This window comes from Bacillus cereus group sp. BfR-BA-01360 (assembly GCF_022663595.1).
Classification (GTDB): Bacteria; Bacillota; Bacilli; order Bacillales; family Bacillaceae_G; genus Bacillus_A; species Bacillus_A cytotoxicus.
The window spans coordinates 77,464-98,903 of record NZ_JAKUFV010000014.1 but is presented as its reverse complement, the minus strand read 5'-3'; the positions used below and the strand labels follow the sequence as shown (position 1 = coordinate 98,903).

Genomic DNA, 21,440 nt, shown 5'->3' with positions numbered 1-21,440 from the left:
AAGGCTTGTTTTCAAAGGAAAAACAAGCTTTTTTCCTGTTCGTAACAGCTCGATTGGTGAGGAAGAAGCCCTCAATGATCAAAGTTTCACTTTATTGGTTTTAGAGTAATTAGTAAATGTGTTTTCGATTTTCTGCATGGCTAGAGATGAGTAGTAATGCAGGTTCTTCCCCAATATTTCGAACAATATGAGGCACACAAGCACTCCAAGAAAACGAATCACCTTCTTCTACAATTGCAATATCTTCTCCATGCTGTACTTCTAATTTTCCACGTAAAACAAGATGACATTCTTCTCCTTCATGAGCGTTTGGTTTATTCTCTTTCGGGAATTCAACAGGAATCTCTACTAAAGATAAGCGCAGACCACCTTGTTCTGCTACATGTTCAATTCTTTGCTTATCTTTTCCATATACGCTATATTTCCGCTCTTCTTTTTTGACAATTTTCATACGATTTTTTTGTTCAAGCAATAAATAAGGAAGAGGAACATTTAGGAAATTGGAAATCGTTTCTAAAGTTGAGATAGATGGTGAAGTTTTATTATTTTCAACCTGGCTCATAAACCCTTTAGAAAGTCCTGTCCCTTCACAAATTTGAGCGATTGTGATGCCTCTGCGTTGACGAATTTCGCGTATTGCAGAACCAATATTCATAAAATCAATCTCCTTTTTGTAACAACTATTTGTATCATAGCAAAAAAAATATATTTTTTCTTAAAAAATGAATTGACGAATAAAAAAATTTATTATATGTTTTGTAATGTTAATAAAAGTTTTATATAACAAAACTATAAAGGAGAGAAAGAAATGAATCAACGTATTGGTAACTTAATTATTCGTATCGTGTTAGGAGTAACGTTCTTCATGCACGGTTTAGTAAAATTCCAATCAGGAATTGAAAATATTGCAGGATGGTTTACAAGTATCGGTTTACCGGGTGGACTTGCTTATGGCGTAGCAACAATGGAATTAATTGGCGGCTTATTATTAATTATCGGTTTAGGTGTAAGATATGTTGGACTATTATTTGCAATCATTATGGTTGGAGCAATTGTAAAAGTAAAATGGTCAGCTGGTTTATTAGGAGATGGGAAAAATCCTGGTTTTGAATTAGATCTTGCATTATTAGCAATGGGACTTCACCTATTTATTGCAAAAGCTGATGGTTTTATAGATAATTTCTTAAAAGCAACTATGTTTAAAAAAGACTAATCTTTGCGGGGGTATAACAATATGAGCTTTCAGCTTCATCCCAACACAGCACTTGGTATTGTTCATCTATACGTATCAAATATAAAAAGATCACTAGAGTTTTATACGAATGTATTACAATTCACAGTAATTCAAGAAGAAGAGACAATCGTTACACTTGGTACAAATGCAAATGAACCACTTCTTATAATAGAAGAACAGAAAGATGCTTTACCGAAACAGAAAAATCGCACAGGTCTATATCACTATGCAATTTTATTACCGACGAGACAAGAGTTAGCAAATGTTCTGCGTCATCTTGTAGAGAAGATATATCCGTTGCATGGTGGGGCAGATCATTACTTTAGTGAGGCTCTTTATTTAGCTGACCCAGATGGGAATGGAATAGAAATTTATCATGATCGCCAAAGAGAAGTATGGCGTGATGAAAATGGAGAGATCCCGTTTGTTAGTAACCCGTTAGATGGTGAAGGATTATTACAGCAAGGAGAGGCATGGAGTGGATTCCCGAGTGGTACAGTGATAGGACATATTCATTTCCATGTATCTGATTTAGGAGAAGCAAGACAATTTTATGTAGATGGTCTAGGATTTGATATAACGATTCCACCTCGAAATGGTGCGTTGTTTGTTTCTGCTGGTGGGTATCATCATCATGTCGGTTTAAATACATGGCAAGGTGAAGGAGTGCCATCACAAATGCCAAATTCTATCGGCTTGAAATATTTCACAATTGTATTAGCAAATGAAACGGAAACAGAAAAGGTATGTAAAAGCTTAAAAGATATTGGTATTATTGCAACGTACAAAGAGGGAGTATTACAAGTTGAGGATCCATTTGGTCATCGTATTCACTTGATTACAAAAGAAGAAGCCTAAGCGCGGCTTCTTCTTATTTTTTTATAATCGCTTTTTCATTCTGTAAAAAGAGGTCATCAAATTGTTTTGCTAAATCAAAATCAAGTTTTGTTAGTCCTTTTGCATTCCATGATGACAAAGTGAGAATTACTGCTTTATACTGAATAAGGATAAATGGATGGTGATTATGTTCTTCTGATAGTTTGGCGGCTTCAGAGACAAATGCGACACCTTTTAAGTAGTCGGAAAACATATATTTTCTTTCAATCCATTTTTCATCTTTCACTGTCCATTTATCTAGCTTCTTTAATTCCTCTTGTACTTCATGATCTGTTAATCGTTGCATTATTTTTCACATCCTTTATTGGAAGTAAAGCAAGTCCATTATGGATTAAACGTTGTACAGACTCATTTTCTGTAAATGTAGAGAGTTGTTGCAGTAAGAAAGAGGCTGTTTTTTGATCTTTGTTATGTTCCACAAGTAACTCTAATATTTCAAGGCGGAGTAGCCATTCTTTTTTATAGAATTGATTTAATACTTCATGTATGGCTACTAATTGTGCTACATCTGAATCTTGCAGCTCACCTTTATTTCGAATATCTCGAACCATTTGATACATACGATCTAGCTCTGATAGTGAAAGTGGTGCGGGGGTTTTTTCTATTTCTTCATCCATGGGGAAGAATGAGGCTGCATCGGCTGCACCTGGGAATACAGATGTAATGTTAGAACCAACTGCCATATCAAATGTTCCCCATGAAGCATCAAATAATAAGCGATCTTTATAAACAACAGTGCAATTTGTAAAGGAAATAAGAACGACTTTCTCATCCTGTTTTATAATATCAGTTACAGTTCCTTTTACGTGAACACCGCTTGCAAAGGAAAGATCAGTATTGTTTCCAATTAGAATACCTAATGATTGTAAAGATTCCTCTGTACAATCTTCTAATGCTATATTGTTTTGCAATAAACCAATTGGTGTACCAAATCCATCTTCGTGTACAGCTGTTGAGTGATGAGGCAGTTGCTTATGATTGAATGCTAAAGCGGTTGGTGTATTGGTTTTTAGATAAATTACTTCACCAACCTCATTTTGCACCATCTCTGAGAATGTACCTGTAATTTGTAAACCACTACTTAGTTCAGCAGTCGCTATGTTTTCAGAGCGAATTGCTTTTTCTAATCCTTCCGCACCACCCGTCTGAAAAGCCATTGTTTTAGAAAATGCTTCAAGTGCTTCTATCAGTTCTTCAAATGACTGACAGACAAATAATTGCGGCTGCATTTTCGTCACATCGTATGTTGTCTTTATGCAAGCTTCGAGCGAGAATGGAACTTTTTCAACAGCATCTGTTAAACAATACTTACTTTCGCCTACAGAAGACAGTAGACCAGCTCCGTAAATTTTAGGATTGTCTAGATCGCCAATCAGTCCATATTCAACTGTCCACCAAAAAAGGCGAGAAATTTGTTCCGCTTCTGATACACCTGAAACTAGTTTTTGTTTTTCGATTACTTCTTTTTCCGCTGCTTCAATTTCTTCAGGTGTTGAAGTTGGACTTTCTTTTACAATGGTGAGTGTACGAACTGCTTCAAAGGCATCATGCTCTTCCTTTGTTGAGAAAGCTTTTGCTCCAATTTGTCCAAAGCGTTTTACATACTTGGCATATGTAGGATCAAGTAAGATGGGAGCATGACCTGCTGCTTCATGAACGATATCAGGTGCTGGTGTATATTCAATATTTTCTACTTTGCGAATATCTGTTGCGATTGGTAGTAAACCATGACCTTGAAAGTCAAAAAATGCGACTCCGGGAATCAGACCATCAATCGTTACAGCTCCCCATCCGCTTGGTGCTAAACATTCATTCATTTCTTCCACTTTTGGAATTGCGTCTATATTAATACCAGATGATTTTAATCCGTTCACATAAGCTGGATGAGCCACATCTTTTAGAAAGTTATGGTTTTGCCTCATAATATAGCGCCATACAGCATGATTAATGGGTGTGTACTGATCATAATGTTGCTTAGACACAAAAGGCTTTAAATGCGCTGGAATTTCTGTCTTCTTCATTTCTACATCCTCCTTTTTTCTCTAATCAATTGATTGTAAGTTCTTTCTGTCAGTAGAAATTCACTGAAATATCGCCCTTTACAAAATCTATCACCACCAGTTAAAAAAAATATAATCGCTTATAAAAATTTTATCATAAAATTTTGAATTATTTAACATTTGTTTTGTGAGAAACAAAAAAGTTAGTGCTAGATTATTTGATCAGGAAGATGAAATAGTAGTACCCTATTCATCCTGCTATTTTAGGATAGCTTAGTTGGCGAAGGTTCGTACTGAGTAGAGATGAAGGAAGCGCCACTGATTAAAATTGTATCTTATCTAAAATATAGCGATGGGGGAATGATAAGGAGAGAAAGAAAATGTGTAAAAAGTGGTTTTTTCTTATAATTTGTATATTTTATCCGCGATCATGATTTATGGGTAAAAATAAACGGTAAGGAAACACAAGTAACAAAAGGAGAACATATTACAAAACCGAAATGGTCGCTTCTGTTAAAGAAGTTTAAGAAACCCACCTAAAATATACTTTTAGGTGGGTTTCTTCTAATTATTTATGCGTTTTATTTGGCTTCTTTTTTCCAGGGTTTCCATTTCCTTGCCGCTTTCTGTTTTGTTCATCTTTTGCTTGCTTTTCATGCAATGTGTTTAAGTAATCATTTGAACTATTCATGAATGATTCCTCCTCAAAGTTTCGTGTTCTCTCTGTTACTATAACCAATTGTGGTAGAAATGATGATTAGAGGTTTAGGGGGAGATAAATGATTTTATGTATGAAATTTTTTGAGGGGAATACTGTAAGTGGAAGGGATTAGGCTGTCGTTATTGAAACTAGTATGATAGTATATATAGAATTTCATACAAAAGAGGTGAGAGATGAAACTTTTTTGTAAGGCATGGTCAAGGAGTACATACCAAAAATGTGCCAGCAAGCTTGCAAATCGAGCATCCTTATTTGACAACAGAAGGGAAGCAACAAGCGTTGTTACTTCGAAAGAATTTACCTCTGAATGAAAATAATGTGCTAATTGTAAGTCCGATCCTTCGAACTTTACCATGTGATTAGTTGTTAAATTGGAAGCTCATTCAAAAGTTATTTCCTAATTTCTTAGTAGGAGATAGTAAGAATAATCTGTTATGGAAGGAATCAATACAATATTAGAACAAGACTTTATGAATCTAGCAGACGAATGCATAAGATGGTGCTATACATTATATGCAAACAGAATTTATCTTGTATCCCATGAGGGAACAATTACAGCATATAGGCAGTATTTGCAAAAAAAAACATGTTAACAAGAGAGGATTTTTTAGAAGAAACAGGTATATATGAATGAAAGCGATGAGTGGAGGGAGTATATGAATATTGCATTAGTAGTCGGTGATTATTCCGATCTAGAAGCACAATCACTGCGATCGACACTTGAGTGTTTTGGGGCGAGAGTGATTACCTATTGGATTGGCCGGCCGCGAGATTTGATGGAAGTTCTTTCGGGAGAAGTTTTGTATGACGATATAAATTATATTGTTTTTTGTTTCCATGGCGACGAAGGAGAAATGATAATGGGAGAATTAGCTGAAGAAGTATATGAAGAAAATGAACCGAGAGGAAACTTTGGTGTAACAGAAATTAGCAAATATGCAAGATTGCATAATAAGCATATTTTTAATAGTGGATGTACATTAGGAAATAGGAAACTTGCAGAAGCATTTCTAAATAGCGGAGCAAAAACTTATATTGGTTCGGTAGATGATGTCGATGGAAATGCAGCATTAATGTTTATCATTCGCCTATTTTATGGGCTAATTAATCATAAACAAACGATTACGGAAGCATTTCAAACAGCAAAAACAATAGATGATGAAACGTATACTTTCCAATTATATAGATGAAAAAAATGGCGTGCTTATTCCATATAGGATGAGCACGTTTCACATTTATTACATAATTTTTTTACATTCTTTTAATGAAAATAATTATCAATTGTGGTATGATATTTTCAAGTTTTTATATGTAATAGAAGTAACTATATAAATATTAGCTTTAGATGTTTTATATAATTGTCAAAAACTATTCATAATTAACATTTAAAAAATAAGTAACTAATGTTATTATATTTAATGTAACTAAATCAATTACAACTATAGGAGGAAGAAATGTTTATTCAATTTTTAAGAGAAAACAAAGCGGTTTCTTTTGTATTAGCGATTATTCGTGTTTATCTTGGTTATACATGGCTAATGGCTGGAATCGGTAAATTACAAGGAAAGGGATTTGATGCGACAGGGTATTTACAAGGAGCCATTGAAAAATCAAAAGGAGCACAACCGGCTGTACAAACTTGGTGGGCATCATTTTTACAAGATTTCGCAATTCCGAATGTAGATCTATTCAATACGCTTGTAACATGGGGAGAAATTCTAGTTGGAATAGGCTTAATCGTAGGTTGTTTAACAAAAACAGCTATCTTTTTTGGTCTTGTAATGAACTTTTCCTATATGTTTAGTGGGTCTATTGGTGTGAATCCGCAAATGGTTATTTTATCTATGCTTATTCTTGTTTCGAGTATGAATGCTGGCAAACTGGGACTTGACGGCTGGATTGTAGCAAAATTATTCGGTTCAAAACAAAAAAAGCGACAGAAACAAGTTGCTTAATATAGGAAAAGGGTATCTCATATACGGGATACCCTTTTGATTATTTTATTGGTGAAATAGGATTTTTTTCAAAGAACTTGTTTACATACCCGACAAATTCTTCTGGCTCTTGACGGAATGGAGCATGATAGCCTTTTTCGATAATATGGAAAGTGCTATTTTTCAAGAATTGATGATATATTTCTCCTTCTTTCCAAGAAACGCGATTGTCATTTCTTCCCCAAATAATTAAGGTCGGAGTGGTTATTTCCGCCGCATTAATATTTAGACGGCGAGGCCATAATTTCATTTTGTTGTAATGCTTTTCATCATTTCGTTTAAATTTCACTTTATTTTCATCGTAATCGGAAATAGAAGAAACATTGCTTAAATCTGCAGATAACTTTGGTTTAGGTGATCCGTTTTTATTCGTTAATGAAGTAGCGCCTGTAGCATCTGCTAAAATAAGGTGCGTGACTGCTTCAGGGTATAAATATGTTAAATTGAGAGAAATTTCTCCCCCCATAGAATGGCCGAGTATTGCAAATTTATCATAACCTAGTTTTTTCATTAATTTATAATATAAATTTGCGTGAGTTGGGAAAGAATAGTAAAAATCCATCGGTTTTGATGATTTTCCAAATCCTAAAGCATCAACAGCAATAATTGTATGATCTTTTGCTAAATTTGAGTAAATTTTTTGAAAGCCATCTGATGATCCGCCGAAACCATGAATCATAAGTAGCGGAGGTTTTTTGTCACCGATTTGTTTAAAATAAATGGTTTGTCCATCTATTTCTACCATTTTTTCATTGGTAGTGACTGCAGCGGTAAAGATATCTTTTGCTTGTTTTACCGGTTTTTCTGCCGCGCTACATGATGCGAATAGCATAAGAGCGAGACAGCCGACGATATAGCATTTTATTTTATTCAAAGATGTGTCCCCTTTCTAGCATAAGGCTGCATCTATCATAGTAAATAGCATATCACGATTTCCAGGAAGGTGTTTTCCATTTCTTATCATAAGTGGAGAACGTAATGTTTCCTGAAATTGTTCATTTTGTAAGGAAGTGCGAAATGTGATGTGTGATTGCGGGACATCAATCCGAATCACACCATTCCACATTTGAGAGAGTTGCTGTAACAATAGAATAGCATCTTCTTCCTTTTTCGCGATAAGAGGTGTTACACATAGAATATTTCCTTTTTGTATACAGAGTGTAAAGGCATCTATAGTACCATTCGTTTCGAGTTTGAGAGAGAATGCTATTCTAGGGAGTAATAATGAATAAAGTTGCCGTCGATTGGCACCTGTTGCGGTTTGATCAAGCTGGATGAGAGAGTCAAAATCGCGTGGCGTAATTGTCTTAAAATGGCGGGATTTCATAGTTGGATTTATAACGAGTTTTTCAAAGCGATGGACATTTGTTATTGTTTCAAACCTAAATGATTGATATAAAGGTACGCCGGCGTCGGTAGCAATAAGAATAGTAGGAAGAGAAGAATCGGCGAATTGTAAACAATGTTCTAGTAAGGCGCGGCCAATACCTTGTCTCTGAAAATTTGGATGAACGATTAACATACCGATAGAAGAATATGCTGGTTGAAAGGGAAATACCCCGCCAGCGGCAATGAGTTTTTTATTTTTTATATAGCCTAATAATGTCCCGATTGAAAGATACAGTTCAAATTGTTTTTGCATGAAAGACTTAGGTTGCAACCATCCAACGGACTCACAAAGGGATAGTAAATCTGGAATGTCAAAGTTGTTTAATCGTTGTATTTTCATAGAATCGCACCTCATTTCTTTTTAGTTAAGTAAACTTTAGTTATGAAAGATATTTCGGTTTATACTGCTTGCTTTGTCTAAAATGGATACAAATATTTTATCATAAGAAAAGGAAGATAAACTCGTTTTTTGTAAAGGTCAAAATACTTGATAGGAAAGGACAAAGTTATACAAATTATAACGATAATTTACATAACTTAACAAAATGTTTACGTGAGCCTAATCTTTTCTTAACAGTTTTTCAGTAGATTGGGTAGTGGGAACTGAATAATCTGTTGGGGGGACAAAAAGTGAAGAAAATGATAAAGAAAGCATGGCCATTTGCTGTTGTTGCATCGTTAGCAATTACTTCAGTTGCAACATGGAACTTTACACATTCGGAAACAATTAAAGCAGATAGCAAAGAGAATAACGCGAAAATCAAGAACGTTATTGTATTAATTGGGGATGGGATGGGCCCTTCTTATATGACAGCTCATCGTTATATGAAGGACGATCCAAAAACATTTGGAATGGAGCCGACAGAATTTGATAAACATCTTGTAGGGACGCAAAAAACATATCCAGAAGACGAGCATGAAAATATTACGGACTCTGCATCGGCTGCAACAGCAATGTCAGCTGGTATCAAAACATATAATGCAGCAATTTCAGTTGATAATGATAAAGCGGAAGTCAAAACCGTGCTTGAGCAGGCAAAAGAACAAGGGAAAGCAACAGGGTTAGTTGCGACTTCTGAAATTACGCATGCAACGCCAGCTGCGTTTGGTGCTCATGATACGAACCGTAAAAATATGGATGGTATTGCAGATGATTACTTTGATGAAAAAATTAATGGAAAACATAAAATAGATGTTATGCTTGGTGGCGGTATGAAAAACTTTGCGAGAAAGGATCGTAACCTTACAGAGGAATTTGAAAAATCTGGTTATAGTTATGTAACAGATCGAGAGCAATTGTTAAAGGATAAAAACGATCAAATTCTTGGTTTATTTGCACCAGGTGGTTTAGATAAAATGATTGATCGCAATGATAAAACACCTTCATTAGAAGAAATGACAAATGCAGCAATTGATCGCTTAAAGAAAAATGATAAAGGTTTCTTCTTGATGGTAGAAGGGAGCCAAATCGATTGGGCTGGTCACGATAATGATGTTGTTGCAGCGATGAGTGAAATGGAAGACTTTGAAAAAGCATTTAAAGCGGCAATTGAATTTGCGAAAAAGGATAAGCATACGTTAGTTGTAGCAACGGCTGATCATTCTACAGGAGGCTTCTCTTTAGGTGCAAATGGTGAATATAACTTTAAAGTAGATCCTCTGAAAGCTGCTAAACGTACGCCAGATTTCATGGCAAATGAAATTGCAAAAGGTGCCAATGTAGAAGAGACATTGAAAAAGTATATTGATTTAGAACTAACGCCAGAAGAAATTCAAGCAGTAAATGAGATTGCTCCGTCAAAAGATGTGACGAAGATTGATAACGCAATTGAAAATATCTTCAATAAACGATCTGTTACGGGATGGACAACAGGCGGACATACCGGCGAGGATGTAAATGTATATGCATTTGGTCCAGGTAAATACTTATTCTCAGGTGTTCAAGAAAATACAAACTTAGCAAAACGTGTATTTGATATTGTGGGTGGTGGTGACCCGAATAAAGGTAGACGCTAATTGTGAAAAAAAGCGAGGCAATTTGCCTCGCTTTTTTATCCCGCTATTTTAGGGCAGCCTGATTGGTGAGGGCTCATAATCAGTGGGGGATGAAGAAACCCCCCACTGATTAAAGTTTCACTTTATTTTTTTAGAAGGAAAAAACATGGATTAATTTTTAACCTTATAATGGCAATGAAATTTGATTTGCACATGCTTCAATTTCATCGATATCTTGACGAATTGTTGCCATTTTATTATCCAACTCTTCAGCTTTCATGGCAGCATCATGTAGTTCATCCTTTAAATATTCAGGGATGTTTCCTTCGTATTTATAATAGAGCTTATGTTCTAAGCTTGCCCAAAAATCCATTGCCAGTGTACGTAACTGAATTTCAGCAAAGACACCCTTTGTACCAGAATTCAATAATAATGGATACTTGATGATCATATGCAAACTTTTATACCCATTTTGCTTCGGAGAGGCTATATAATCTTTTACCTCTATGACTTGCATATCTTCACGATTTTCAATCACTTGTTTTAAATGATAAATGTCTTCTACAAAGCAACATGTAATTCGAATGCCGATAATATCATGTAAATGTTTTTGAGCATTTGCGATTGTTGGAGCCAAATTTTTACGTTCTAACTTCTTTATAATGCTTTCTGGTTGTTTTAGTCTTGTTTTTATATGTTCAAACGGGTTATAGTCTTCTAGGAACTGAGCTTCCCGATTCATAATTTCAAATTTTGTTTTTAATTCTTCTAAAGCAAATGTATATGGTAATACAAATGTTTTCCAATAGTTAATAGTTGATTGGTTATACTCCATTTATATACACACCTTTTTCATATTTACAACTTAGGTTGCTTATTATACTAAATACCAAATCATATAAGCACATGCTGCAAATGATGAAATCATGAAACGATATTTGGCTTTCATATTCTTTAACTCCTTTCATCTCCATTTTCTATATCGATTTAAAAAATTGTTAGCAAATTGATTATGTACAATTGTAATAGTAATAGATTGATGTGAATTTCGTATGAACTAATTGTTTCGATTGTTTGTCTTTTTTATAGTGAGTACAAGAATTACTTGGATCTGAGATATTTTAATTACATCTTTACGCATGATAGGTTAGTTAACCTCTTATTTGTATATTGAATAAAAATGATTGTTGGTTTTGAAAAATTAGCAAATGCTAGACGATCTGCGATAAAATTTTTAAAGATATAGAAATTCCGTTGTAGCAAAGATGTTGGCTAATGCCAATCGACATTCATCTCTCAAGTAATCATTGGGAGATGCCCTTCATATTCCTTGAAGTGGAAGTTTTCTGTCGGAAAACGATAGAGTATAGATAATATGCATAGAAAATTTTTCGTATGTAATTGACAAAAGGGATGTTTCTGTATATGATATAAATCGTAATGATTACGTTTTAGTTGTAAACTTGAATTAGAAAGGAGGGGGCATATGCGTGTCAATATTACATTAGCTTGTACAGAATGTGGAGATCGTAATTATATTACCAAAAAGAATAAACGAAATAATCCGGAACGTATCGAATTAAAAAAATATTGTCCACGATTAAAGCGAGTAACATTGCATCGTGAAACGAAGTAAGGCAGCTAGAAATATCTAGCTGTTTTTTTATAGATGTCCATTCCTTTTTATGGAATAATAAAAAGAATAGACAGAGGATGGGAGAGGATATGATGAATGCAAACGATCAAAAAAGAAAAGAGCAAGTTGCACATATTATTGAAATTCCAGATGAATATGTGCTTGTTGTAGATGATAAAAAAATGAATGAAGAGGTACATCTTCTTTGGTGGGAGAAATGTGGTAAACCAGAGGAAAGCATTCAAGTATGTTTGCGGAAAGAGGATGGAGAATTATTAGAATTATCTATTTGTAAAGAAATAATGCAAAAACAAAACGGAATTGCTGAGCCAAAAGCGAAGGAAATTGCAGATGCATTTATAAAAAAACATGCACCTTATATACATGGAGAGTGTAACTTTATATATGTAACTTCAAAAAAAGAGTGTATTGCCGTTGAATATAAACAAGAAGTACATGGATGCCCTTTACCTCGAACGGGTTGCGTAGTGGAAATAGATCTACTCGGAAATATTATTACATTTAGAAACGAAGGAATAAAAGAAAGACCAACTTGGCCAAGTTCCATTATTAAGAAGGAGGTTATTTTAGACAAATTGCGAAAAAAACAGGAAGTGGAACTTGTTTTTGTACATCTTTCTCACGAATGGCTTGCATATGAAAATCGCGAAATGAAGGATGGATACAATCTTGTATATGAGCCGATTACAGCACATGCTTTTATCAATCCGTGCACAGGAGCAGACTTACATGATAGAAGTCATTATATAATTGAAACAGCCTCATTGCCATCTTTGAAAGAAAAAGTGGAAATGGCAACCGACGTTTATCAACTACTGCATATAGATACGACAAAAATGAAAAAAGTACATGAAAAGTCAGAAGGAAGAGAATTGACAAGCGTTTGGACAAAGGTGTCAACGGAAGAAAAGCATCGAAAAGATAACGATAAATCTTTTGATACATATTGTAGACAACACATTCCTATCTTGCAGTATGAAGAGGCAACGACTATAACAATTGATCAAGAGACAAATCAATTGCTTACATACTGTAAGTGGGGAAAGACTGCGTGCGAAGAACCAATATTAACACGTAAGCAATGTTTGGAAAAAGCATTGCAATTTTTAGGGAAAGTGTTTCCACATTTTGAAGAACATCTTCGCATTTGGAAGAACCAAGAGGATGATGAGGATCTAGGGCATTTTAATTTTTATGTGTACGTGAATGGGATTCGTATTGAAGGTGAGATGGTGAGCGTTGTTATTGATGCATCATCAGGAGAAGTAGACATGTATCGTGGCGTATCGCAACAGGTAATTGAACAGCTACTCAGTTATGACACAAATGTAAAAGTAAATCAAGAAACAGCATTAGATACGTACTGTCAGGCGCTTCATGTACGGTTGAAATGGTTTGAAGAATGTGAGACCAATCCGCCTCAGTATCAGCTTGTCTATGTGCCAACGACCGGGAACATAAGTGAGGGATATGGTGCAGATTATGAAAATAGAAAAGAAATTCGCTATATTGACGCCCATACAGGAGAAAAGATTTGGAGTAAGTAAGTTTGCCAAAAAGTCCATTGAGGACTCTCGATGGACTTTTTAATACCTCTCTCAAATAGTAAGTGAATTGGTTTTAATGAAATTTAAGTATTCCTTTTTCTACAGCATATATATTTATCATCAGTCTCTACCGCAAAATCGTGAGCACGTTGATGTTTAACTTCTCCACGCACAGGTAATATGTTTTAATGATGAATTTTCATATTTAAATGGGTACAGACACAAACAACTTCACGCCCACATACATATAGTAAAGACCACTATTTTGGCGGGGGTGAAGGGTTTGAGTTTATTCGCCGCAATTGGATATATGGTTCGTGAAGTGTTTGTGTTTGTTTCTTATGTGAAAAACAATGCGTTTCCACAACCATTGTCACCAGATGACGAAAAAAAGTACTTAGAGTTAATGGAGCAAGGGGATGCTCAAGCGAGAAACTTATTGATTGAACATAACTTGCGGCTTGTAGCCCACATTGTTAAGAAATTTGAAAACACAGGTGAAGATGCAGAAGATTTAATCTCAATCGGCACAATTGGGCTTATTAAAGCGATTGAAAGCTATTCAGCAGGGAAAGGAACAAAGCTTGCAACATATGCAGCACGCTGTATTGAAAATGAAATTTTAATGCATCTCCGCGTTTTGAAGAAAACAAAAAAGGATGTTTCACTTCATGACCCGATTGGGCAAGATAAAGAGGGTAATGAAATATCACTTATCGATATTTTGAAATCTGAATCAGAAGACGTGATCGATATGATTCAACTTAGTATGGAGTTAGAAAAAATTAAAGAGTACATTGATATTTTAGATGAGAGGGAGAAAGAAGTTATTGTAAAGCGTTTTGGACTCGGACTGGATAAGGAGAAAACGCAGCGAGAAATCGCAAAGGCGCTTGGAATTTCCAGGAGCTATGTATCAAGAATTGAGAAGCGAGCACTGATGAAAATGTTTCATGAATTTGTGAGGGCGGAGAAAGAGATGAAAGCAAAGGAATAAGAAAAAGGAACGACTGCATTGATACGGCAGTCGTTCCTTTTTCTTTTGATGCAGGTGATAAAAAGCGAAGCGAAAAGAAGAAATATATGTTCACTGTTGAAAATGATGGATTCTATCTGTAATATTAGAAGGTGCTAACGAATTTATCCAACAGTATAGGGCAGTGAGACTTTCATTGTAGATTGAAAGAAAAATAAAGATGATAGATAGGAGTTTGATTGTCCGTAATCGTTTGATTGGTAAAGGTTCATAATCAGCGGGAAAGGGAAAATCTTGCTGCTTATAGTTTCACTTTATGAAAGAGGCTATATTTTTCTTGTATAATATGTAGACTGTCTGTAATAACGTAAAGGTGTTTATTTAGATAAACGGCATGATATCGCAAGAAAAGAAGGGAAAGCTATATGTAATTGTTATTTTAAGAATGATTAGGAGGTTTCGCAGTTTGCGACGTACATTATATCGACTGATGATTGAACTTACAAATGGGCGTTTTACTTCTTATATATTACGTAAATTTGCACAGTCTCGTTTCAGTTCTATTATTATTCCCTCTTATGCAAAAGTGTTTCAAATTAATCAAGATGAGATGGAAAAAGATTTAAAAGAATATCGAACGTTACATGAGTTATTTACACGTAAATTAAAAGAAGGAAAGCGAATGATTCATGCAGAGGCAGCAGCTGTTGTTAGCCCTGTTGATGGAATTTTTGCAGATTTTGGACCGATTGAAGAATCGAAAACATTTGATATTAAAGGGAAGCGCTATTCGATTGTAGATATGCTTGGCAATGAAGAAAGAGCAAGTCGTTATGCCGGCGGTACATATGTGGTGATTTATTTAAGTCCAAGTCATTATCATCGCATTCATAGTCCACTTTCCGGTACTGTGACAGAGCGGTTTGAGCTAGGGGGAAAATCATATCCTGTAAATGCAGCAGGCATGAAATATGGGAAAGAACCTTTGTCAAAGAATTATCGTTCTGTTACAGAAGTAGATAGTGAAGGAAAGCGTATGGCGCTAGTAAAAGTAGGAGCTATGTTTGTAAACAGTATTGAACTTCTTCATAAACGAAACACTGTTCAAAAAGGTGAAGAGATGGCATACTTTACATTTGGGTCGACAGTTGTTCTGCTGTTTGAAAAAGGAATGATCGAAGCTGTTTCAACGTTAACAAGCGGTCAAGAACTCCGTGTAGGCGAAAAGATTGCAACTCGATTAACCTCATAGTAGTGAACAGTAGAAGTCTATAATAAGCTTGTATGGACTCAAGGAAGTGAGATGTGTCAATGTGTCTAATGAAAATTCCTGAAAGTTGGAAAGTTCATTTTAGTTAAGAGCCATCTTACCGATGGCTCTTTTTACAAATAAGGCATTATTTTATATGTACTTAAGAAGATTTGACAAGCTTGTCCTCTAATGAACGTCTAATGATTTCTTGTTTTATAAGTAAAATAAAGTCAGGATTTAATTTTAGTTCTTTTGCTTTATAATAAGACTCAGTGAGTAATTCGGTAGATAACTGTTCTATATGATTTGTATTCAAGATGAGTCACCTCCTAGTAATTAAGGATAGGTTCTTTGTTGCATCTAATGTATCAAAAAAATATGATGGTCACAAACGCATGGTTATCCACAAAGTGTCGTGGATAAATTGTGTATGAAATGTTAATAATTTCTAAATCGACTGAAATATTAATGTGGAAAATGTGTACAAGTTTATCCACATGCTGTCTATCGAAAAATGTTGTCGAAAAATTTTATGAAAAATCCTCAAAGAGGTGAAAGAAATTGAAACTATTTTTACCAAATGAATACGTGAAAAACGTATATCATATTCAACCAGAAGAGCTAAAAAAACGTGGAATTAAAGGCGTTATTACAGATTTAGATAACACGTTAATTGAATGGGATCGTCCTAATGCCACGCCGCAGCTTGAACAATGGTTTTTGAAAATGAAGGAACAAAACATTCAAGTAACGGTTGTGTCAAATAATAATGAAAAACGAGTAAAGGATTTTGCAGAACCACTTGGTATTCCATTTATTCATAGTGCACGTAAGCCGTTTGTTCGTGCGTTTAAACGTGCAATAGAACAAATGAATTTGAAGCCAGAGGAAGTTGTAGTCATTGGAGATCAGATTTTAACAGATGTATTAGGTGGCAATCGAGTTGGGCTACATACGATTTTAGTTGTACCAGTTGCACAAACGGATGGATTAGTAACGCGCTTCAATCGAAAAATTGAGCGAAGAATTATGAAAAACATGAAGAAAAAAGGTTTAATTCATTGGGAGGAATAAAGTTTGATTGAAACGATTAAATGTATTGGTTGTGGTGTAGAGATTCAGACAGAAAACAAAAATGAAGTTGGATATGCACCGGCTTCATCTTTGCAAAAAGAGCAAGTAATTTGTCAACGTTGTTTCCGTTTAAAGAATTATAATGAAATCCAGGACGTGCCGCTAACGGATGATGACTTTTTACGTATTTTAAATGGAATTGGCCAGTCAGAGGCATTAGTTGTTAAAATTGTTGATATTTTTGATTTTAATGGAAGTTGGTTACCAGGATTACATCGCTTTGTTGGGAACAACAAAGTGTTACTTGTAGGAAATAAGGCAGATTTAATTCCGAAATCTGTAAAACATGATAAGATGAAACATTGGATGCGCTATAGTGCAAAGCAGCTTGGTTTAAAAGCGGAAGATGTCTTTTTAATTAGTGCAGCGAAAGGGCAAGGTATTCAAGAACTTGCAGAGGCGATTGAAAAGTATCGAAACGGTAAAGATGTATATGTTGTAGGATGTACGAATGTTGGGAAATCAACATTTATTAATCGCATGATTAAAGAATTTAGTGAAGAAACTGAAAATGTGATTACAACATCTCATTTTCCAGGAACAACGTTAGATTTAATTGATATCCCATTAGATGATACGTCTTCTTTATATGATACACCGGGAATTATTAATCATCATCAAATGGCTCATTATGTTGGGAAGCAAAGCTTAAAAATAATTACACCAACAAAAGAGATTAAGCCAATGGTATTCCAATTAAATGAAGAACAAACATTATTCTTTAGTGGATTGGCACGCTTTGATTATGTGAGCGGTGGTCGTCGTTCATTTACTTGCTATTTCTCAAACCGTTTAACAATTCATCGTACAAAGCTAGAAAAAGCAGATCAATTACATGAAAAACATGCTGGGGAATTATTAAATCCACCAACTCCAGAGGAATTAGAAAGCATGCCTGAATTTGTGAAATATGAATTTAATATTCGTGAGCCAAAAACAGATGTTGTATTTTCTGGATTAGGATGGGTTACTGTGAACGAACCAGGAGCAAAAATTGTTGCTCATATACCAAAAGGAGTTAGTGTTTCATTACGTAAATCTTTAATTTAAATGGAGAGGGATTTATGAAACAATTATATGGTGTAATCGGAAATCCAATAGGACATTCCTTATCACCGCTTATGCATAATGATGCGTTTGAACATTTAGGAATAGATGCTCATTATCATGCGTTTCTTGTAGAAGAAGAGATGCTAGGGGAAGCTGTGAAAGGGTTAAAGGCGTTAGGAGTTTCAGGGATCAATGTAACGACTCCACATAAAGTTGCTATTATGAAATATTTAGATGAAATCGATCCGTTAGCAAAGCAAATCGGTGCAGTAAATACTGTTGTTCATCGAAACGGCAAGCTTGTTGGTTATAATACAGATGGAATTGGGTATGTTCGTTCTTTGCAGGCTATTAGTAAAGAACCCTTACGTCACAAACGTATGTTATTACTCGGTGCAGGTGGTGCATGTCGTGCTATTTATTGTTCGCTAGTAGCTGCAGGAGTAAAAGAAATCGATATTGCCAACCGGACGGTAGAAACAGCAAAGCAGTTGATTGCAAGTAGCAAAGAACGGGTTGTTTCAAAGGCGCTTTCACTAGAGAAAGCGACGGAAGCACAAGAGAATTATGATGTGCTGATTCAAACGACAACGATAGGTATGCATCCACATGTACAACATACGCCAATGCAAATTGGCTCTTTAAAACAAGGGGCAATTGTTTCTGATATTATTTATAATCCTTTTGAAACGAAGTTCTTACATGATGCAAAATTGAGTGGAGCGATTATTCAAAGCGGTATTGATATGTTTGTTTATCAAGGGGCACTTGCCTTTGAGATGTGGACTGGAATGATGCCAGACATTAATAGAATGAAACAATTAGTAATAAGAAAGCTTGGAGGATAATGATATGTTAACAGGAAAACAAAAAAGATTTTTACGTGCAAAGGCGCATCATTTAACACCGATTTTTCAAGTAGGAAAAGGTGGCGTAAATGAAAATATGATTAAACAAATTGCAGATGCATTAGAGGCTCGTGAATTATTTAAAGTGAGCGTATTACAAAACTGTGAGTTTGACCGCCGTGAAGTTGCAGAAGAACTAGCACAAGGTGCGGGGGCAGAAATTGTTCAGGTGATTGGAAGTACAATCGTTTTATATAAAGAATCAAGAGAAAATAAGCAAATTCAACTTCCATAATCGTCGAGGACTTGTATAGTTTTTTTCGAAAAAATACGTATTGTAGATGAAATGAACAGAAGTAAGCTTTTCCAAAAGAGCAGTTCTTGAGGGGGAGAAAGTGAAACTTTGATCAGTAGGGAGGATTCCTCGCTGATTAAAGGCCCTCATGAATCGGGTTGCCCCAAAATAGCGGGATAAAATAAAGGAGGCATTTCCTTTGAAAAAGATCGGAATTATTGGTGGTACATTTGACCCGCCGCATTATGGACATTTGTTAATTGCGAATGAAGTGTATCATACATTAGAATTGGATGAAGTTTGGTTTTTACCTAATCAAATACCGCCTCATAAGCGGAATCGAAATGTTACAAGCGTAGAAGATCGACGAAAGATGTTGGAGTTAGCAATAGAGAAAGAAGGCTATTTTTCACTTTGTTTAGAGGAGCTTGAGAGAGAAGGACCATCTTATACATATGACACTATGTTACAATTAACGAAGAAGCACCCGGATACAACGTTTTATTTTATTATTGGCGGTGATATGGTGGAGTATTTGCCAAAGTGGTATAACATCGAAAAACTGCTTGAACTTGTAACGTTTGTTGGCGTTGCAAGGCCGGGCTATACTTTACAGACACCTTATAAAATTATGACGATAGAAATTCCGGAATTTGCTGTTTCTTCATCTTTACTGCGAGAGAGGTATAAGAATAAGAAGACGTGTAAATATTTGCTTCCAGAACAAGTACAGTCATATATTGAGAGGAATGGGTTGTATGAATCGTGACAAAGCTCTTGAGATTGTAAAAAAACAAATGCATGAAAAGCGCTATATACATACGATTGGTGTAATGGAAACAGCGATTGAATTGGCTCAGCGATATGGTGTGGATGAGAAAAAAGCAGAGATGGCTGCTATTTTTCATGATTATGCGAAGTGTAAACCAATTCAAGAAATGGAAGATATCATTAAACGGACGGATTTGCCAAAAGATTTGCTTCAATATAATAAAGAGTTATGGCATGCACCGGTTGGGGCATACTTAGTAGAAAAAGAAGTAGGCATTACAGATCCAGAAATTTTGCAAGCTATTACATATCATACGAGTGGACATGAGAAGATGACAATGCTTGATAAGGTTATTTATGTAGCGGACTATATTGAACCTGGACGCAAGTTTCCAGGCGTGGATGAGGCGCGAAAGTTAGCGCAGGAGGATATAAATAAAGCATTATTATTTGCATTAAAGCGTACGATTCAATTTTTAATGGAAAAGAACCAAACGATTTATCCGTTAACATTTCAAACGTATAATGCAGTTGTAAAGGAGGAAATTACTGGATGAATAATAAAGACTTATTAATGCTAGCAGCAAAGGCAGCTGATGATAAACGAGCAGAGGACATCGTAGTATTAAATATGCAAGGGATTTCACCAATTGCTGATTACTTTATCATTTGTCATGGGAATTCTGATAAGCAAGTACAAGCAATCGCGCGTGAAATTAAAGCGAAGGCACATGAATTTCAAATTGATGTAAAGCGTATGGAAGGGTTTGATGAGGCGCGCTGGGTTCTTGTAGATCTTGGTGATGTTGTAGCACATGTATTCCATAAAGATGAGCGTGATCATTATAATCTAGAGCGCCTATGGGGCGACGTACCGCGCGAAGATATTACAGAAGAGTTAAGCCAATGAGATATGAGCAATTCGCATTACTGTACGATGAACTTATGAATGATGTCCCATACGACAAGTGGGTAGAGTTTACAGAGGAGAGTTTGCAGCAGGCGGGGATGAAAGAAGCGAAAATCCTTGATGTAGCTTGTGGTACTGGGAATGTAACGCTTCCACTTGTACAAAAAGGCTATGATATGACTGGTGTAGACCTTTCGGAAGAAATGTTAGCAGTTGCCCAGCAAAAATTAGGAGCAAAAGGGCATTTCATCCCATTTTATCAACAGGATATGAGAGAGTTAGATGTTCCTGGAGAATTCGATTGTGTAACGATTTTTTGTGATTCATTAAATTATGTATTGCAAGAAGAAGGGATACAAGAAACATTTAAGAGAGTATTTCAACATTTACGGAAAGATGGTTTATTTTTATTTGATGTGCATTCTTTATATAAAGTTCATCACATCTTTCAAAATGAAACGTATACAGTAAATGGAGAAGAGATAGCCCTTATTTGGAACTGTTTTCCTGGAGAAGTACCAGATAGTGTGGAACATGAATTATCATTCTTTGTCCAAGATCCAGAAGAAGGGGTATATCACCGATTTGATGAATATCATATCCAGCGTGCATATCCGGTTGAATTGATTACGAAATGGCTTGAAGAAGCGGGTTTTTCTGTAATCCGTGTTATGGGTGATTTTGAACGTATGGAAGTAACAGAACAGACAGAACGCATCTTTTTTATGGTGAAAAAGAATGGATAAAACGAAAAGCAACCTATTCATTGG

At 35.4% G+C, this 21,440-nt stretch carries 25 protein-coding genes and 1 pseudogene; 18 read left to right on the top strand and 8 right to left on the bottom strand.

Going from position 1 to position 21,440, the window contains the following annotated elements; translation table 11 throughout:
* Positions 1 to 109 precede the first annotated feature (109 nt).
* Positions 110 to 655: a helix-turn-helix domain-containing protein gene (locus tag MR056_RS14155; RefSeq protein ID WP_012095541.1), complete on the bottom strand. Its 546-nt coding sequence runs from the start codon at positions 653 to 655 to the stop codon at positions 110 to 112.
* A gap of 153 nt (positions 656 to 808) precedes the next feature.
* Between MR056_RS14155 and MR056_RS14150 the strand changes: the two genes are divergently transcribed.
* Together MR056_RS14150 and MR056_RS14145 are read left to right on the top strand one after the other, a co-directional pair.
* On the top strand, positions 809 to 1,213 hold the full coding sequence (locus MR056_RS14150; protein ID WP_012095540.1) for a DoxX family protein: 405 nt from the start codon (positions 809 to 811) through the stop codon (positions 1,211 to 1,213).
* A 21-nt stretch (positions 1,214 to 1,234) separates the two neighbouring features.
* The gene (locus MR056_RS14145; RefSeq protein WP_012095539.1) at positions 1,235 to 2,092 is read left to right on the top strand and encodes a VOC family protein; all 858 of its coding nucleotides are present in this window, start codon (positions 1,235 to 1,237) and stop codon (positions 2,090 to 2,092) included.
* A gap of 13 nt (positions 2,093 to 2,105) precedes the next feature.
* Here MR056_RS14145 and MR056_RS14140 read toward each other — a convergent pair whose 3' ends face one another.
* The 3 genes from MR056_RS14140 to MR056_RS14130 form a co-directional block, all read right to left on the bottom strand.
* Positions 2,106 to 2,420 carry a 4a-hydroxytetrahydrobiopterin dehydratase gene (locus MR056_RS14140; protein WP_048723821.1) on the bottom strand — a complete coding sequence of 105 codons (315 nt, stop codon included), beginning with the start codon at positions 2,418 to 2,420 and terminating at the stop codon, positions 2,106 to 2,108.
* Positions 2,395 to 4,152 (bottom strand): aromatic amino acid hydroxylase, encoded by a 1,758-nt coding sequence (locus tag MR056_RS14135; RefSeq protein ID WP_048723824.1) that lies wholly within the window; start codon positions 4,150 to 4,152, stop codon positions 2,395 to 2,397. Before MR056_RS14135 ends, MR056_RS14140 begins: the two co-directional genes overlap by 26 nt.
* 547 nt (positions 4,153 to 4,699) lie before the next feature.
* The gene (locus MR056_RS14130) at positions 4,700 to 4,822 is read right to left on the bottom strand and encodes a DUF4023 domain-containing protein (RefSeq protein ID WP_041810033.1); all 123 of its coding nucleotides are present in this window, start codon (positions 4,820 to 4,822) and stop codon (positions 4,700 to 4,702) included.
* Between the two features lie 249 nt (positions 4,823 to 5,071).
* Here MR056_RS14130 and MR056_RS14125 point away from each other — a divergent pair.
* The 3 genes and pseudogenes from MR056_RS14125 (at position 5,072) to MR056_RS14115 (ending at position 6,807) form a co-directional block, all read left to right on the top strand.
* Positions 5,072 to 5,486 (top strand): annotated as a pseudogene (locus MR056_RS14125) (histidine phosphatase family protein).
* Between the two features lie 22 nt (positions 5,487 to 5,508).
* Positions 5,509 to 6,042, top strand: coding sequence for a hypothetical protein (locus tag MR056_RS14120; RefSeq protein WP_012095536.1), 534 nt, complete (start codon positions 5,509 to 5,511; stop codon positions 6,040 to 6,042).
* 264 nt (positions 6,043 to 6,306) lie between these two features.
* The gene (locus tag MR056_RS14115; RefSeq protein ID WP_012095535.1) at positions 6,307 to 6,807 is read left to right on the top strand and encodes a DoxX family protein; all 501 of its coding nucleotides are present in this window, start codon (positions 6,307 to 6,309) and stop codon (positions 6,805 to 6,807) included.
* A gap of 40 nt (positions 6,808 to 6,847) precedes the next feature.
* Here the strand turns inward: MR056_RS14115 and MR056_RS14110 are convergent, their stop codons facing one another.
* On the bottom strand, positions 6,848 to 7,678 hold the full coding sequence (locus MR056_RS14110; RefSeq protein ID WP_048723930.1) for an alpha/beta fold hydrolase: 831 nt from the start codon (positions 7,676 to 7,678) through the stop codon (positions 6,848 to 6,850).
* A gap of 57 nt (positions 7,679 to 7,735) precedes the next feature.
* The gene (locus tag MR056_RS14105; RefSeq protein ID WP_012095533.1) at positions 7,736 to 8,575 is read right to left on the bottom strand and encodes a GNAT family N-acetyltransferase; all 840 of its coding nucleotides are present in this window, start codon (positions 8,573 to 8,575) and stop codon (positions 7,736 to 7,738) included.
* A gap of 290 nt (positions 8,576 to 8,865) precedes the next feature.
* On the opposite strand from MR056_RS14105, the gene MR056_RS14100 reads away from it, so the two are divergent.
* Positions 8,866 to 10,251, top strand: a complete 1,386-nt coding sequence (locus tag MR056_RS14100; RefSeq protein WP_048723827.1) for an alkaline phosphatase — start codon at positions 8,866 to 8,868, stop codon at positions 10,249 to 10,251.
* Between the two features lie 163 nt (positions 10,252 to 10,414).
* Here the strand turns inward: MR056_RS14100 and MR056_RS14095 are convergent, their stop codons facing one another.
* Positions 10,415 to 11,065 (bottom strand): GTP pyrophosphokinase, encoded by a 651-nt coding sequence (locus MR056_RS14095; protein ID WP_048723830.1) that lies wholly within the window; start codon positions 11,063 to 11,065, stop codon positions 10,415 to 10,417.
* 651 nt (positions 11,066 to 11,716) lie between these two features.
* On the opposite strand from MR056_RS14095, the gene rpmG reads away from it, so the two are divergent.
* The 4 genes from rpmG (at position 11,717) to MR056_RS14075 (ending at position 15,662) form a co-directional block, all read left to right on the top strand.
* On the top strand, positions 11,717 to 11,866 hold the full coding sequence (rpmG, locus tag MR056_RS14090; protein ID WP_001265619.1) for a 50S ribosomal protein L33: 150 nt from the start codon (positions 11,717 to 11,719) through the stop codon (positions 11,864 to 11,866).
* A gap of 89 nt (positions 11,867 to 11,955) precedes the next feature.
* Positions 11,956 to 13,434 (top strand): YcdB/YcdC domain-containing protein, encoded by a 1,479-nt coding sequence (locus MR056_RS14085; RefSeq protein WP_210370610.1) that lies wholly within the window; start codon positions 11,956 to 11,958, stop codon positions 13,432 to 13,434.
* A gap of 283 nt (positions 13,435 to 13,717) precedes the next feature.
* Positions 13,718 to 14,431 (top strand): RNA polymerase sporulation sigma factor SigK, encoded by a 714-nt coding sequence (gene sigK / locus MR056_RS14080; RefSeq protein ID WP_012095529.1) that lies wholly within the window; start codon positions 13,718 to 13,720, stop codon positions 14,429 to 14,431.
* A gap of 445 nt (positions 14,432 to 14,876) precedes the next feature.
* Positions 14,877 to 15,662: a phosphatidylserine decarboxylase gene (locus MR056_RS14075; protein ID WP_012095528.1), complete on the top strand. Its 786-nt coding sequence runs from the start codon at positions 14,877 to 14,879 to the stop codon at positions 15,660 to 15,662.
* A 160-nt stretch (positions 15,663 to 15,822) separates the two neighbouring features.
* On the opposite strand, the gene sda is transcribed toward MR056_RS14075, so the two are convergent.
* Positions 15,823 to 15,978 carry a sporulation histidine kinase inhibitor Sda gene (gene sda, locus MR056_RS14070; protein ID WP_012095527.1) on the bottom strand — a complete coding sequence of 52 codons (156 nt, stop codon included), beginning with the start codon at positions 15,976 to 15,978 and terminating at the stop codon, positions 15,823 to 15,825.
* Positions 15,979 to 16,223: 245 nt separating this feature from the next.
* Here sda and MR056_RS14065 point away from each other — a divergent pair, with 245 nt between their 5' ends.
* The 8 genes from MR056_RS14065 (at position 16,224) to MR056_RS14030 (ending at position 21,416) form a co-directional block, all read left to right on the top strand.
* Positions 16,224 to 16,736, top strand: coding sequence for a YqeG family HAD IIIA-type phosphatase (locus MR056_RS14065; RefSeq protein WP_012095526.1), 513 nt, complete (start codon positions 16,224 to 16,226; stop codon positions 16,734 to 16,736).
* Positions 16,737 to 16,739: 3 nt separating this feature from the next.
* Positions 16,740 to 17,846, top strand: coding sequence for a ribosome biogenesis GTPase YqeH (gene yqeH, locus MR056_RS14060; RefSeq protein ID WP_048723838.1), 1,107 nt, complete (start codon positions 16,740 to 16,742; stop codon positions 17,844 to 17,846).
* A gap of 14 nt (positions 17,847 to 17,860) precedes the next feature.
* A complete protein-coding gene (gene aroE, locus MR056_RS14055) occupies positions 17,861 to 18,694 on the top strand; it encodes a shikimate dehydrogenase (protein WP_048723839.1) in 834 nt (277 codons plus the stop codon).
* A gap of 4 nt (positions 18,695 to 18,698) precedes the next feature.
* Positions 18,699 to 18,989, top strand: coding sequence for a ribosome assembly RNA-binding protein YhbY (yhbY, locus tag MR056_RS14050; protein ID WP_012095523.1), 291 nt, complete (start codon positions 18,699 to 18,701; stop codon positions 18,987 to 18,989).
* A gap of 199 nt (positions 18,990 to 19,188) precedes the next feature.
* Complete coding sequence (locus tag MR056_RS14045; protein WP_048723840.1) at positions 19,189 to 19,758, top strand: nicotinate-nucleotide adenylyltransferase; 570 nt, start codon at positions 19,189 to 19,191, stop codon at positions 19,756 to 19,758.
* The gene (gene yqeK, locus MR056_RS14040; RefSeq protein ID WP_012095521.1) at positions 19,748 to 20,317 is read left to right on the top strand and encodes a bis(5'-nucleosyl)-tetraphosphatase (symmetrical) YqeK; all 570 of its coding nucleotides are present in this window, start codon (positions 19,748 to 19,750) and stop codon (positions 20,315 to 20,317) included. The genes MR056_RS14045 and yqeK overlap by 11 nt, the downstream gene beginning before the upstream one ends.
* Positions 20,314 to 20,670 (top strand): ribosome silencing factor, encoded by a 357-nt coding sequence (rsfS, locus tag MR056_RS14035; protein ID WP_012095520.1) that lies wholly within the window; start codon positions 20,314 to 20,316, stop codon positions 20,668 to 20,670. The genes yqeK and rsfS overlap by 4 nt, the downstream gene beginning before the upstream one ends.
* Positions 20,667 to 21,416: a class I SAM-dependent methyltransferase gene (locus MR056_RS14030; RefSeq protein ID WP_048723842.1), complete on the top strand. Its 750-nt coding sequence runs from the start codon at positions 20,667 to 20,669 to the stop codon at positions 21,414 to 21,416. The genes rsfS and MR056_RS14030 overlap by 4 nt, the downstream gene beginning before the upstream one ends.
* The last annotated feature ends 24 nt before the right edge of the window (positions 21,417 to 21,440 follow it).

Bases quoted from the DNA above. Each gene is read 5' to 3' on its own strand.
- MR056_RS14095 (WP_048723830.1), bottom strand. From the start codon at position 11,065: ATGGAGTATAACCAATCAACTATTAACTATTGGAAAACATTTGTATTA.
- aroE (WP_048723839.1), top strand. From the start codon at position 17,861: ATGAAACAATTATATGGTGTAATCGGAAATCCAATAGGACATTCCTTA.
- rpmG (WP_001265619.1), top strand. From the start codon at position 11,717: ATGCGTGTCAATATTACATTAGCTTGTACAGAATGTGGAGATCGTAAT.
- MR056_RS14105 (WP_012095533.1), bottom strand. From the start codon at position 8,575: ATGAAAATACAACGATTAAACAACTTTGACATTCCAGATTTACTATCC.
- MR056_RS14135 (WP_048723824.1), bottom strand. From the start codon at position 4,152: ATGAAGAAGACAGAAATTCCAGCGCATTTAAAGCCTTTTGTGTCTAAG.
- MR056_RS14110 (WP_048723930.1), bottom strand. From the start codon at position 7,678: ATGCTATTCGCATCATGTAGCGCGGCAGAAAAACCGGTAAAACAAGCA.
- MR056_RS14030 (WP_048723842.1), top strand. From the start codon at position 20,667: ATGAGATATGAGCAATTCGCATTACTGTACGATGAACTTATGAATGAT.
- MR056_RS14150 (WP_012095540.1), top strand. From the start codon at position 809: ATGAATCAACGTATTGGTAACTTAATTATTCGTATCGTGTTAGGAGTA.
- MR056_RS14145 (WP_012095539.1), top strand. From the start codon at position 1,235: ATGAGCTTTCAGCTTCATCCCAACACAGCACTTGGTATTGTTCATCTA.
- MR056_RS14155 (WP_012095541.1), bottom strand. From the start codon at position 655: ATGAATATTGGTTCTGCAATACGCGAAATTCGTCAACGCAGAGGCATC.
- yhbY (WP_012095523.1), top strand. From the start codon at position 18,699: ATGTTAACAGGAAAACAAAAAAGATTTTTACGTGCAAAGGCGCATCAT.
- MR056_RS14085 (WP_210370610.1), top strand. From the start codon at position 11,956: ATGATGAATGCAAACGATCAAAAAAGAAAAGAGCAAGTTGCACATATT.
- MR056_RS14115 (WP_012095535.1), top strand. From the start codon at position 6,307: ATGTTTATTCAATTTTTAAGAGAAAACAAAGCGGTTTCTTTTGTATTA.
- rsfS (WP_012095520.1), top strand. From the start codon at position 20,314: ATGAATAATAAAGACTTATTAATGCTAGCAGCAAAGGCAGCTGATGAT.
- MR056_RS14130 (WP_041810033.1), bottom strand. From the start codon at position 4,822: ATGAATAGTTCAAATGATTACTTAAACACATTGCATGAAAAGCAAGCA.
- MR056_RS14120 (WP_012095536.1), top strand. From the start codon at position 5,509: ATGAATATTGCATTAGTAGTCGGTGATTATTCCGATCTAGAAGCACAA.
- yqeK (WP_012095521.1), top strand. From the start codon at position 19,748: ATGAATCGTGACAAAGCTCTTGAGATTGTAAAAAAACAAATGCATGAA.